The sequence below is a fragment of the Vibrio sabulosilitoris genome, assembly GCF_055391395.1.
Window position 1 is genome coordinate 2,430,134 of sequence record NZ_AP029599.1, and the last position, 13,541, is coordinate 2,443,674.

The window sequence follows — 13,541 nt, forward strand, 5'->3', positions numbered from 1 at the left end:
CAAGGCGAAGAGATGATCATCGCCGACAACATCAATAAGATCTATCCCAATGGCTGCCACGCTCTTAAAAACGTGAGTGCCACCATCAAGCGCGGCGAAGTGGTCGTTGTCGTGGGTCCCTCTGGCTCAGGGAAGTCTACCTTCCTACGTGCGTTAAACCAGCTTGAAACCATCAGTAGTGGCTCTATCGTGGTTGATGGTACGAACATGTACGATAAACACACCAACATCAACTCGCTGCGAGAAGAGGTTGGTATGGTATTTCAGAGCTTCAACCTATTTCCACACAAAACTGCGCTCGGTAATGTGATGCTAGCACCGCTTAAAGTTTCTAAGCGCGATAGGGCAGAAGTGGAGCAGGATGCCAAAGAACTGCTGCAAAAAGTTGGCCTAGCTGATCGGATGGAAAGCTACCCTAACCACCTCTCTGGAGGACAGCAGCAACGGGTTGCTATTGCACGTGCACTGGCGATGAAGCCCAATATCATGCTGTTTGACGAACCTACATCGGCCCTCGACCCAGAGATGGTAGGCGAAGTTCTCGATGTCATGAAAAGCTTGGCCGCCGATGGCATGACCATGGTTGTCGTCACCCACGAGATGGGGTTTGCCAAAGAAGTCGCTGACCGCGTTCTATTTATGGAAGATGGGGAACTGCTTGTTTCTGATACTCCTGAGGCCTTTTTCGAACGCCCAAGCAATGAGCGCCTGCAAAAGTTCCTCTCCAAAGTGCTTTGATTACCCTATCTTCGCGTTTGTAGAAGGTCAGATTCACTAAATATCTGACCTTCGCCACTCTCCCAACGTCTCCTCTTGAGCTTTAGTGATTGCCTTAGCATAATCAAATCTGTTATGTTGCGTCGTTTACACCTAATAAGCCTTTGGTTAATCTTATTTTTTTAATCCTTTTCGTAAAAGCAACTGAATAATTGAAATTTTCTCAATTCAAAAGCCGTTCTTGTTTTAAACTCCCTCTAAACCCAGATACCTTTAATCAGGCAAAGCACCTCATGAGCAACGCACTACTCCACCGCGGACGTCATATTCTCTACTTTATGTGGCATCGCCTACAAAGCAGTGGTTTACAAATGATCACTAGCTTTCTACTGGTGCGCAGTTTTTTACTGACTCTGTTTGTGCCCTTGGATATCTGGATCAGTTCAAAGCTCATGAGTCTGCATGGCGTAACGGCCATCGCTAATCAAGAGCTGCTCGGGTTTTTCCTATCACCGGCTGGCTTGCTGCTGAGCCTGTGGTTTATCACCCAACTCAGTTTCGCCTTTTTTGTCGAGCAATCGACCATCAGCATTTTGCTCGCTCAGCATGACCTCGGTAAGCGCTCCATTCTCGATACCGTTGGACTCATCTTGCAGCGCAGCTGGCGGGTGGTAAAAGTCCTCTTAGCCCAATCGATTGGCGTCAGCCTTTTACTCGCTAGCCTGCTTTGGTGTGGTCGGTGGGTTTATGGTCTGATGCTCAATGACTGGGATATCAACTATTACCTCAGCAATCAAGTGAGTTCCTTGTGGCTTGCGGTCGGGCTACTGATCGTCATCACACTCCCTATTGGCATCTTGATCGTACGTTATTGGGCCAGTTGGTGGCTGGCACTGCCGCTGAGCCTATTTCAAAACTGCTCGCAGTGGCAGCTGTTTAAACAAGCACGAAAACTGAGTAAAGATATCTATTTGCATATCTTGCTTGGCCACATCGGCTGGCTATTGAGCCGCACCGTCATCGCCGCCTTTTTTGCCACCAGCTTGTTATTCATGCTAGACCCGATTCTACAGTGGGCGACCTCAGACCCAGAGCGATATCCTTGGCTGATGGCGTCGGCGATCCTTCTGATCGGTGTCGCACTAATGCTCAGCTTTATCGACCGATTTATTTATGCCAGCTGTCAGTATTATGTACTGCGCCTACAAACCAAACGCCTGAAACTCGTCAATGATACTGAGCGCTATATTGGCCTAAAACAGAACACTGAGCGACGCAAACTACTGGCAGGCACGTTACTCGCGGTGATCGCGATTGCGTCATTTAATGGTTACAGTGACATCCGACAGTTCGTTGAGCACCTACAAGCCGATACCACTGGCCAGATCACGGCGCACCGTGGTGGTGGTTTTAAGTACGAAGAAAACAGTGAAGCCGGGGTGCAATATGCGATTGAGCTGGGCTTGCAGAGCAGTGAGATTGATGTCCAAATCACGCTAGATGGGCAGATCGTGGTCTTTCATGACCGAGACTTGGGCCGCATGTTGGGTAAACCGTTAGTCGTTGAACAATCCACTTATGCTGAAATCGTCGAGGCCTATCAGCAAAATGCTCGCACCCCTCCACCACTTCTCAAATCACTGCTTGATCAATACGCAGATCAGATTGAGTTTAATATTGAGCTCAAACGTTATAACCGCAGTTTGGCGCTTGCCCACGCAATTGCTGAGCTCCTGCCCAGCTACTCACAAGCGATGATCGTCTCAAGTCTTGATGTTGAACTTTTACAGACCACCATGACAACAATGGCCGCTCAAAGGCCTACCGAACTGCGCTATGCGTTGATCTATGCGGCAAGTGTCGGTCAGTCTGCGTTAGAAAAAGAAGTTGATATGCTGATGGTGAGTGCACAATGGCTTAATGCATGGCGAATTATTGATATTCAGCAGCGACAGCAAGAGGTGTTAGTCTGGACGATCAATGATGTCCCCTCCATGCAGCGCCTGTTTTTACTTGGCGTCAATGGGATCATCACAGACGAGCCTGAGCTCGCACAAGAGGCTAAGGCGACGATTAAGGAGATGGATTTTTCTGAGCGAGCCCTGTTGACCTTGCGCCACTGGCTATCAATCTAGGATTATCAGCCTCCTTGATTGATAGCCTGATAGCCTTGGTTTTCTTGTTTGGAATTAACCAATTTCAAACGAAGCGACACCATAAACTTTATCTAGTCTGATATCGGGGAAATCTCCGCTGTACATCCTCGCCGTCTCAAACGCCGCTTTCATCTGGTAGCGCTGAGCGAGCATTAAGGCATCTTGGTTGACCTCCGGCACGTCCAAAAACACCGACACATCACCGACGGTTGCGATTAGGGCTTGATATATGCTGTCAGCGAAACCTGGGGTATCTGCATAGAGAGGACCAATCTTATAACCATCGCGGCACTGTCGGATCACCCCATAGCCACGTAAATGACCGTCTTCAATAACCCCTCGTGTTGTAGCATTGCTTTGCTCAAGCCAAACGAGGTCAAACGCCGCTCGGGGGGCGGGGAAAAGGGGTTGATTGTATTGCTCTATCATTGAAAACGCTATCGAGTCTAGATCAACTACGGAATTGTTGGTAACCGGCTGAGCCCCCCCTCTGCCCTCGAAACGAATATTGCGATACGCCAGCCTAAACCCCGATTTGGTGTAGTTATCCTGCTGATCAATGACCCCGTCCAAACCAATATTACACCCCTTGAGCTTTGCAAGACCGGCCTGCCATATTTGCAGGCCATAACCTCGTCCACGGTATTCAGGCTTGACGATATAAAAACCGATAAAACCAAAATTCGCGTTGTATTTAACCACCGATATGGTGGCGACAGGCTCGCCATCAACCAGCCCAATGAGAAATCCATCTGGATCTGCCACATAGTAACTTTGGTTATCGCATAACCCTGGGTTCCATCCTTCTTGTGCTGCCCAATCTATAGCCAGGCTAAACTCGGTTTTGTCCATGCTTCGTATGATCAAGGGCTTGTTATCCATTTTACTCTCCTGAGTCTTTGTTTAGCATCGAAGACAACTTTTGAAAGCGTAGTGTTGGATATCGCTCTTGCCTAGATAGACTTTATTTTCCTTTACGCCGATCGCTGTTGTGATCACATCGATTGACTGGTAATTGGGTTCACTCCTTCCTAGTTTGCCATCCTCAATCCTGGTGAGCCTTTGCCTATATACAAAGTCACTTTAGCTATTAGGGAGCATACAACCTTAGACAGCTCTGCTAAGAGTTCGTACATAAGGTGTTACAAAAAGCAAACCCTCAACCTCTTGACCCACTTCGTCAACAAGCAATCATTGATGCTGATAAAGTGATTTTGCAGAAGTGCGCGGCGATCCCACTGTTGCAAGAGCAGGTAATTCAAGATGAAAGCCTCCGTGTCAAAGACACAAGACACAAGACACAAGACACAAGACACAAGACACGACCATGCTGAGCGATATCTGATTGATCAACTAACTGAGGTAAACTAAACATTACCGCGCATAGCGCAGGGTCAATACCTGCGCTATCTTCGACCCGCAACCCCATGCCGAACGATTTGCATTGCACCGAGATATTCCTTGGCCCCATCTAAAGCGGGTTTTGGTTACTTAAAAAGGTTCGCTAATTTGTTCCTGTCACATTCCCTTGGTAGCTACGATACGACAAAATCCCCCACTTTTTGTTAGCTAGCTGAGCTTTCCTTGAACTCTACTCTTTTCTGCACTAGCCAAGAAATTATGATTCCGTTGAAATAGGCAAATATCAATAGACCAATTTTATTGAGTAGAAGTGTCATTATCTGACCAGCATTAGTCAGCGCGAGAGTTACACTAACTTTTGCGTTCATGATGTTAAGGAACGCCCACCATAGCGCATCAGATGCAGTATTTAGATCGGTGTTAACCTCTCGCTCAAAATGCAATATTAAACTAGAACAAACTGTAAACGAAAGAAATGAGATTAGAAATACAAATACTGTAATGCTTTGCATACGACTAACCTTAACCGCTTGATATATCTCTTTTACTGATTTCAAAGAGCGCAAGAAGCGAATAATCCTAACTACCTTTGCTAAACGACCCCACCTCAGTGTATCCAAAGTTGGGATAGAGGCTACCAAGTCTATCCAGCCCCACTTCAGGTATTTTCTCTTACTCTCAGCCAAAAAGAGATTGACAAAGAAATCTAAAAGGAAGAAAAAACAAACCATTAAGTCTATGCGACTCAATACCGACTTAATTTCGTCGTCTTCGACAATAAAAATTTCTAATGTGAGCGCACACAAAATATAGACTGACATTGTCAACATAAAGATTTGGTAAATCGTATTTCCTCTTTCAGCCATCCTTACTTCCTTGTTATATATTGACTCTAGCTAGTGGTTATCATACGACAACCTGCCGCATAATCCCTTTTGGCATCGCCACCTAACCCAACACCAAAAACAAACCTACATCAACATAATCCCTACATCTCAGCAGATTATCAAGCGACTAAATCAAACATGCGTCTCAATATCAAGTGTTTATATACCGACATCCACAATTAGACTAAAGAAGATTACCGACCTACTGAATCAACAACGGTATGGGATACCGAACAGAAAAGGAGTCAAATATCAGACAAAATCTATCATCAGAACCATATTTCTAGTTATTGGGCAGTATCGTGCAAAAAGTTCTTCACCACTGCACTAATCAGCGGAAATCGAGCTTGAATAATGGAAAGTTAAGCCGCTTTAAAGCATCGCCTGGCGACTCTAACGCCTTTCATCCGCTGCAAGCCGTGATGTCGCTGATATTGACGTAGAGACTTTTCACCGCCGATAGGTCCGGTGAACTCTTTTTCAAGCGAAACTATCAGTGTTTCCCAAACCGCTTCATCGATTCCTAGTCTGGACAAAATCGGCGGGTGGTACTCGGCTATGGCCCCACGCTTGTCTTCACGTATGGCACGACCACTGAAATCCACCAGTGATAGGTAATCTTCAAGTCGGAACGGCAGCCCCTCTGGCATCTTCTGCCTAGGGTCACCAACAAAAGGAAACAAGGCTTCAGGTTGGCGCGGGTTGCAGCCGTCAGAATCCTCGAGAGTATCCACCCTAGCCTTGATACTGGTATATTCAGACTCTTCAGGAGTTGGCGCTACCTGGGCACGGACCGGGTTTAAGTCGACATAAGCCATACAGGCAACTAAGGCAGCTTCGTCAAGTAGCGCTTGCGACTTAAAGCGCCCTTCCCAAAATCGTCCGGTACACCCCTCTTCTCTATTGGCTTTACGGGCTATGGTCTCATTAAGATTACGCATAAACCAGCTGATGTCATACAGACGCTGGCGATACACCTCAACAATATCCATAACCGCTTTCAAGGACGTTTCATCGAGCTGCTCCCCGCTAAGATAGCGAGCTGTTAACAGTGTTCCTTTGTGCAATTGATGCCAACGCTCCAAGACCTCACGCGCACTCCAGCCCCGAGCCGTCATCTGATTAACATGCAGCACCACGTGGGTATGATTACTCATCACCGCATACGAGCAAACATCAATGGCGAACACACGCGCCAACTTAAGCAGACGCTCTTCAACCCAACCCTGCCGATGTTCATAACTTTTGCCAGTAATCTCATCAACGCCACACAAATAGGCCCTGCGCACACAGCGCGAAACACAGTGGTAGTAGGCCGTATCATCCAGACTAACTTGTTCAGAGCGAGCTTTGGGCATCGTGATTCTCTTAAGAGTTGAGCACTATTTCAATGTAGGAGAGAGTCGATAACTTCACCATTAATATGGGTGTCTAGTTATTTCTTTCTTAGTTATTCCCGATTTCAGATAATAAGTGCGACATTCATGGGAAGGTGTAGAAGAGGAAGCCAACTGCTGAAAGTGGTACGCTCTTCTCGCCAAAGAAACAAGCAGTACTACCATGAATTATCAGCAGTTGACCGAGGGCAGAAGATACCAGATTTCTGCTCTTTTGGAACGGGGAATTTCAGTTTCTGAAATCGCTAAAACAGTTCAATGCCATCGCTCGACGGTTTATCGAGAGCTAAAAAGAGGCCGTAAGAGCAATCATTACTGTCCAAGCACGGCACAGATGGTGTCCATCACCAGACGGAGAGCTGCACTAAAATACCGAATTCCAAAGGAACGTGTTGACTTTATTCGTCTTCTTCTAGAGGCGGATTGGAGTCCAGAGCAGATATCCAACGTCTTAACGAAAGCCGGCGCAGCAGTCAGCCATGAGTGGATTTATCGTTTTGTTGCTAGCGACAAGCGCTCAGGCGGTAAATTATATCGCCACTTGAGGCAAGGCCATAAGCGGTATCGTCGCGGTAAAAAAGAGAAAGCTCCTGCGATTAAGAATGCCGTTTCAATTGATGACAGACCAAGCATTGTCGACAGCAGAGAGCGGTTTGGTGACTGGGAAATTGACACTGTTCTAGGTAAGCATGGTACAGGCGCAATGGTAACTATTTTAGAGCGTAAGACCCGGTTTTACTTGGTAAAGAAAGTACCATCTAAGTCAGCCGATGACGTTACCCAGGCGACAATAGAGCTACTCATGCCTTACAAGGAGCATGTGCATACCATCACCGCGGACAACGGGCGAGAGTTTGCAGGTCATGAAACTATCGCAAAAGAGTTGGAGGCAGATGTGTACTTTGCTCATCCCTATAGCTCTTGGGAGCGAGGTGCTAATGAGAATGCGAACGGCCTTTTGAGGCAATATGTGAAGAAAGGAACCGATCTATCGACGGTGACGGACATTGATATAGAGTTTGCTTTATCGCGGATAAATTATCGACCAAGAAAGTGTTTAGGCTTCAAACAGCCAGCCATTGTATTTACCAAAATGGCTTTAGCTGCTTGATATTGGAGAGTGTCGCACTTCGCAGTTGAATTCGGGTTCAACCCAAACAGGATATCTACAATCAAATGCACATTACTCTGTTTCGATCACATTATGAAGATCTATAGAATCATTTAGTGCATTGGTAAACATTGGTTTTATGAATAAACCACGCCCACTATCTGATGCTACTATTAGTAAGCAGAAATTCGTCTAGTTAATACTATAAACTTATTTTTATTGATCTTTATCAATGTCATGTTATTCCTTATGACACCGATACACTCGATAAATTTTAAATCTATCTAATAATCAAACAAGCTTTGCTAGGACCACATCTACTCTATATATTAAGTATTTTGTTACTCAGGAATAAACGTGAAACTGTTCTTTACCACCTTATTTGCCTTGTTAGCATTCGCTGCTAACTCCCTCTTGGCGCGTATGGCATTAGCTGAACAAGCTATTGACCCATCGAGCTTTACCACATTGAGAGTCGCCTTTGGTGCATTGTTCCTCGTTGTGTTCTGCCTGCTTCAACAGAAAGCCAAACCTTTCAGACGTTTAACTCGGTACTCTGTGATCGCGGGTGTTAGTCTACTCGCGTATGCGTTACTGTTTTCCTTTGCTTATCTTGAACTATCAACAGGGACAGGCGCGCTTTTACTCTTCGGTTCAGTACAAATCAGTTTAGTTCTAGCCCATTGCCTTGGTGGTAATATGCTTTTGAGAGGCCAGTCTATTGGGATCATAATCGCGACATTAGGTTTCGTCGTATTAATGCTGCCCAGCGCAAAGCAACCAGATGTGACAGCAGCGATTTACATGTTGTTATCTGGAGTAGCGTGGGCAATCTTTACTCTGATAGGGAAAAAATTGGCAGGCCAAGGAATTAGTGCGACCCAGTCGGTGACACAAGGGTTTACTGTCGCGACGGGTTTGTGTTTATTCCTCATGCCTCTTATGCTAGGAAACCTTCACGTGACGACTAACGGTGTGCTTTACGCATTCCTATCTGGGTCTCTCGCGTCAGGTGCAGGGTACGTACTCTGGTATCAAGCATTAAGCAAATTATCACTTCTCCACGCCTCTGTAAGTCAGTTGGCGGTGCCCGTGATCGCACTTGGACTGGGGATACTCTTTCTTGGTGAGTCTTTGTCGCTTGATGCACTGCTTGCGTCGTCACTCATCTTAATCGGTATAGGACTTGTGGTGACCGCTCAGTCTAATCAATCCAATTAGCTGTAAATTAATCGTTAGATTATCAAGGTGCGCAGTTTCTCGTGCGTACTGATTCATAGTTGCTAGCAAAAACAAGAGACCGACAAACACTATGTCTAAATTTGAAAATCTTATTAAATTATTGTTTTTATTGAGATATATCCACTTGCACTCCACAGCAGCAAACTATCCGTTTCAATTGTTTCTCTGTGCGCGTCTATGTGGCCGTGATTCAAGTCACATTTCAAACTCATTTGCGTAGTAACCACCACCATGCAAACCTCATCTTTGTAATTTATGCGCGACAAAAATATCACTTAAAATCTCAGCGTTTTCAAAAACGTCGAGGTTAAAAATTTATGAAATTGCACAAGTTTTCTCTGCTGAGTCTTTCTATTGCATTAGCAACTAACGTTACCCATGCGGACGAGTTACAAGGTGTCACCGTCTTTAAGGCAAAAGAAATTATTACTATGGATGATAGTAAGCCTTTGGCAGAAGCGGTTGCGGTTCATCAAGGAAAGATAATTCAAGTCGGAAGTGAGAAGGAACTTATCGACCAGTACAGCGACCAGCCGGGCTTCTCCGTCAACATCGACTACGCAGACAAGGTAATGACACCGGGTTTTCTTGACCCGCACCTGCACGCTTGGCTGCTCGCTATGCTAACACCAATGGAGTTTGTTACTCCGGCAGATTGGAATCTGCCGTGGGGTGATGTTACAGGGGTACAGAGCGAAGAGGACTTTATCGCGCGCGTCAAGGAACTCGACAAAACCAAGCAAAAAGGTGAGCCGCTGTGGGTATGGGGCTACCACCAGTACTTTCACGGCAGCAATATGAGCCGCGCGCTACTTAATGAAATATCACAAGATCGACCAATCGTGATCTGGCAGCGCTCTTTCCACGAGATTTTCTTTAATGATGCCGGCCTGGCTATGATGGGCTGGACAGAACAAGACTGGCAGGGTGAAGCCTACGGCTACAATCACATGGACTGGGAAACAGGACATGTTTGGGAGCAAGGCGGTACGATTGTATTTCCAACGCTAATTGGTCAAATGGCCAAGCAAGGTATGTTTGTCACCGGCTTTGAGCGCACCAAAGAGTACATGCAGGCATCTGGGATCACCACCGCTATTGACCCTGGCGTCAGTGTCGATGACGCGACGATAAAGACCATGATTGATGTGTTCGAGCAATCGGACCTAGCCATGGATTACTGGATGATGCCATCAGCATTCTTCCTTAATGCCCATGCGCAAGGGGATGTTGATGCGATGATAGCAGCTGCGAAAGCGCAAACTAGCAACCCCGACACCCAAAGTGAGCAAGTTCGCTGGATGCCAAAGCATATCAAATTGTTTACTGACGGCGCGATGTACTCACAGTTGATGCAAATGAAAGACGGTTACACCGACGGCCACGACGGTGAATGGATGATCTATCCTGACCAACTTGAACCCATTTGGCGCGGTTTCTGGAAAGAAGACTACACCGCCGTCATCCACTCAAACGGCGACCTTGGCTTTGATGTCGGCGTTGGCATCCTCGAGAAGCTACAAAAAGAACACCCACGTGAAGATCACCGCAGTGACTTCCACCATCTCGCCTTTACGGATAAAGATGATATCCCCCGTGCTGTGGCCGCTGGCGCAAGCTTTAGCGTTAACCCGTTCTACACCCACGTACTTGGCGAAAACTATAGCCAACATGGTATCGGCGCGGAGCGTGCATCAGAAATGTCACGTGGTCGCTCATTCCTTGATGCCGGTGGTATCCTGTCACTACACTCTGACTCGCCAATGGCACCAGCAAGCCCATTAGCGATGATGTGGGCAGCGGTAAATCGTACCGGGCTAAGCGGCAGCTTGCTTGGTCCACAAGAGCGAATCTCGCCTCAAGAAGCACTGCGTGCAGTGACACTGGATGCAGCATACTCGGCGCGCCTTGAGCAACAAGTCGGCAGTATCGAAGTCGGAAAATATGCCAACTTCACGGTTCTCGATCAAAGCCCATACGCAGTGGCACCTGAGACCATCAAGGACATTAATGTGGCTGCAACCATCTATCGTGGTCATGCCAATAATACTGCAACCGGCCGCAGTGCAGGTATCTCTCAAGAGGGCGACAACCGTCAAATCGCACAAATCTTAACCCGTATTGATAGTGCTCGTGGGGGGGATTCTTGTGAAACCTCAATGAATATCCAACGCGCTCTAGGTCAAGTTGACTTGAACTAACCTGACTGAGTCGACGCATAAGGCAGGGGCCCGACTAAGGGCCCTTTTTACTAGTTTAATAGGCCAGAGCTATTATCGATTAGCCAACGCTTCACTTGACCAATTTCGTTAGTCATTTCCCATGTCATCACACGTTGGATTGGCAGACCCTGAGTAATATCAAGGTTGATCTGTACCAACTTATCCGATGCGATGTCTTCTCTAACCGCCGACTCCGGCACCAGAGCCCAACTTGGCTTGACTTGCAGCAACCGGACCGCCTGATCCAATGTCCCTACTCTCTGCACTGTCGGTACACGATCCAGACGAATTGCATTCTCTAACTCATTGTAAGCAATTAGGGTCTTATTTCTTAGTGAACTGAAGTTGGTCATCTCTTCCGTGCTAAGCGTTTGTCTTGCAGAAGCAACCGCAATCAGTTTTGTCGGCTTAAGGTGGGCGACTTGCACTACCTCAGGCACATCTTGATTTTTAAATAACAGATAGCAGATATCCAAATTATCCTGGATGAGCTGCTCAAAATTGTTCTTGTCAGAAATATAGTGCCAATGGAGTTGGGCGTTAGGAAAGCGTGAATAGGTTGCTTGAACAATTTTCGCGATGTCTTCGCTCGACACGAAGTTATCGTAACCAATATTGAGCTGGCTCTCGATATTCGCTTGAAGTGACAGGCTATGATTATAAAAACTCTGATGCTGTAAGATCAAATTTCGCGCGTGACGGTAAAGATCCTCACCCACAGGGGTTAATTTTAATGACCTTCCCTGACGGATAAATAGGCTTAAGTTTAAGTCTGCTTCAAGATTAGAAATCGCATTGCTAATGGTGGTCCGATCGCGCTGAAGTTGCCGAGCAGCCTTGGTAATGGAATTGGTTTCTACGGTAGTAACAAAATAGTAGATGTGCTCAATATTCATGGTTTGCAGCAAGAGATTATCCTATTAAAGCAGCCTGCTAATTACCGCCAATCATACCCTAGCAGTGTGCCACATCCAACTCAAAGTCATTGTAAAAAAGGAGGCCTGAGCCTCCTTTTTACTGCGTAAATAACGCTTAAACTAAACTGTCGATACCGTATTGCTTGCCGTATTGTTCAACCACAAAGTCGATATCTTTATCACCACGCCCCGACAAGTTAAGTAAAATCGTGCCCTTTTCACCACTCTTGGCCAGCTCAATTGCCTGAGCAACCGCGTGAGACGATTCAATTGCGGGAATAATCCCCTCCAGTCGCGATAATTCAAAAAAGGCATCAATAGCTTGTTGGTCGTTGATGGCGCGATATTCCACGCGACCAATGTCTTTCAAGTATGCATGCTGAGGCCCTACCGATGGGTAATCTAGGCCACTTGCTACCGAGTACACCGGCTCTGGCTCTCCCTGCTCATCCATCAGCATATAAGACTTAAATCCATGCATCACACCCGGCTTACCTAAGGTCAGCGTAGCTGCGTGTTCGCCTGGCTCTTCAAGACAGCGACCGGCAGGCTCTACCCCATAAAGCGTCACATCACTGTCTTCTAAAAATGCGCTGAACAAGCCAACCGCATTCGAGCCACCACCGACACAGGCCACAAGATTATCTGGCAACGCACCAGTCATCTCCTTAAATTGCACTCGAGCTTCGTTACCAACGATCGATTGGAAGTCTCTGACCATTTTAGGGAACGGATGTGGCCCAACGACAGAGCCAATTGCATAGAGTTGAGTGACCGGATCTTTTAGGTAAGCCTTAAACGCTGCATCTACCGCTTCTTTCAGGGTTTTACGACCATGCGTGGCAGGGATGACATTTGCCCCTAAAATACGCATCCGAACCACATTCGGGTGCTCTTTAGCGATATCAACTTCACCCATATAGATATCACATTCCAATCCAACTAATGCCGCCGCCGTGGCCAATGCCACGCCGTGTTGCCCTGCTCCGGTCTCAGCGATGAGTTTTTTCTTGCCCATCTTTTTCGCCAGCAGCGCCTCTCCCAAGCAGTGGTTTATCTTATGTGCACCGGTATGGTTGAGGTCTTCGCGTTTTAGATAGATATCGGCGCCGTATTTTTTTGATAGATTTTGCGCATGAAAAATCGGGCTCGGGCGACCAACGAAGTGCTTATACAATCGAGCAAGCTCAGTTAAGAATTCTGGGTCTTGACGACAAATATCATAGGCCGCATTGATCTCTTTCATGATCCCTTCGAGCTCTGGTGGGATAAAACTTCCACCATACTCACCAAAAAAGCCATTCTCATCGGGTAGCGAATGTGAAAACGTGTTTTCCATAACAAAATCCTTTAGCTAAACAAGTCGTTTGATTCAAAATGTTTAAATGTTATAACTCAAGCTAAAGCGTTGTACTACCCAACTAGTTTAGTGATTTTTCATTCTGTGATTAATCACCCTTTTCTATATTGAATAAAACCTCGAAACGAAATTAAAGCGCACATAATATATGAGCCACTAGCTCAATCCAT

General features: G+C 46.4%; 10 protein-coding genes. 5 read left to right on the forward strand and 5 right to left on the reverse strand.

What is annotated here, in order from left to right; translation table 11 throughout:
- The first annotated feature begins 12 nt into the window (after window positions 1-12).
- On the forward strand, window positions 13-738 hold the full coding sequence (locus ACZ5R2_RS11460; RefSeq protein ID WP_464902360.1) for an amino acid ABC transporter ATP-binding protein: 726 nt from the start codon (window positions 13-15) through the stop codon (window positions 736-738).
- 272 nt (window positions 739-1,010) lie between these two features.
- The gene (locus ACZ5R2_RS11465) at window positions 1,011-2,852 is read left to right on the forward strand and encodes a glycerophosphodiester phosphodiesterase (protein WP_464899508.1); all 1,842 of its coding nucleotides are present in this window, start codon (window positions 1,011-1,013) and stop codon (window positions 2,850-2,852) included.
- Window positions 2,853-2,906: 54 nt separating this feature from the next.
- Here the strand turns inward: ACZ5R2_RS11465 and ACZ5R2_RS11470 are convergent, their stop codons facing one another.
- The 3 genes from ACZ5R2_RS11470 to ACZ5R2_RS11480 form a co-directional block, all read right to left on the reverse strand.
- Complete coding sequence (locus ACZ5R2_RS11470) at window positions 2,907-3,755, reverse strand: GNAT family N-acetyltransferase (protein ID WP_464899509.1); 849 nt, start codon at window positions 3,753-3,755, stop codon at window positions 2,907-2,909.
- Window positions 3,756-4,438: 683 nt separating this feature from the next.
- A complete protein-coding gene (locus tag ACZ5R2_RS11475) occupies window positions 4,439-5,101 on the reverse strand; it encodes an ion transporter (protein ID WP_464899510.1) in 663 nt (220 codons plus the stop codon).
- Between the two features lie 383 nt (window positions 5,102-5,484).
- Window positions 5,485-6,480 carry a transposase gene (locus ACZ5R2_RS11480; protein WP_464899511.1) on the reverse strand — a complete coding sequence of 332 codons (996 nt, stop codon included), beginning with the start codon at window positions 6,478-6,480 and terminating at the stop codon, window positions 5,485-5,487.
- Window positions 6,481-6,682: 202 nt separating this feature from the next.
- Here ACZ5R2_RS11480 and ACZ5R2_RS11485 point away from each other — a divergent pair, with 202 nt between their 5' ends.
- The 3 genes from ACZ5R2_RS11485 (at window position 6,683) to ACZ5R2_RS11495 (ending at window position 11,073) form a co-directional block, all read left to right on the forward strand.
- Window positions 6,683-7,630 carry an IS30 family transposase gene (locus ACZ5R2_RS11485; protein ID WP_464899512.1) on the forward strand — a complete coding sequence of 316 codons (948 nt, stop codon included), beginning with the start codon at window positions 6,683-6,685 and terminating at the stop codon, window positions 7,628-7,630.
- 357 nt (window positions 7,631-7,987) lie between these two features.
- On the forward strand, window positions 7,988-8,851 hold the full coding sequence (locus tag ACZ5R2_RS11490) for a DMT family transporter (protein ID WP_464899513.1): 864 nt from the start codon (window positions 7,988-7,990) through the stop codon (window positions 8,849-8,851).
- A gap of 338 nt (window positions 8,852-9,189) precedes the next feature.
- The gene (locus tag ACZ5R2_RS11495; protein ID WP_464899514.1) at window positions 9,190-11,073 is read left to right on the forward strand and encodes an amidohydrolase; all 1,884 of its coding nucleotides are present in this window, start codon (window positions 9,190-9,192) and stop codon (window positions 11,071-11,073) included.
- A gap of 50 nt (window positions 11,074-11,123) precedes the next feature.
- On the opposite strand, the gene ACZ5R2_RS11500 is transcribed toward ACZ5R2_RS11495, so the two are convergent.
- Window positions 11,124-12,002 carry a LysR family transcriptional regulator gene (locus ACZ5R2_RS11500; protein WP_464919415.1) on the reverse strand — a complete coding sequence of 293 codons (879 nt, stop codon included), beginning with the start codon at window positions 12,000-12,002 and terminating at the stop codon, window positions 11,124-11,126.
- Window positions 12,003-12,126: 124 nt separating this feature from the next.
- Window positions 12,127-13,350 carry a tryptophan synthase subunit beta gene (trpB, locus tag ACZ5R2_RS11505; RefSeq protein WP_464899516.1) on the reverse strand — a complete coding sequence of 408 codons (1,224 nt, stop codon included), beginning with the start codon at window positions 13,348-13,350 and terminating at the stop codon, window positions 12,127-12,129.
- Between the last annotated feature and the right edge of the window lie 191 nt (window positions 13,351-13,541).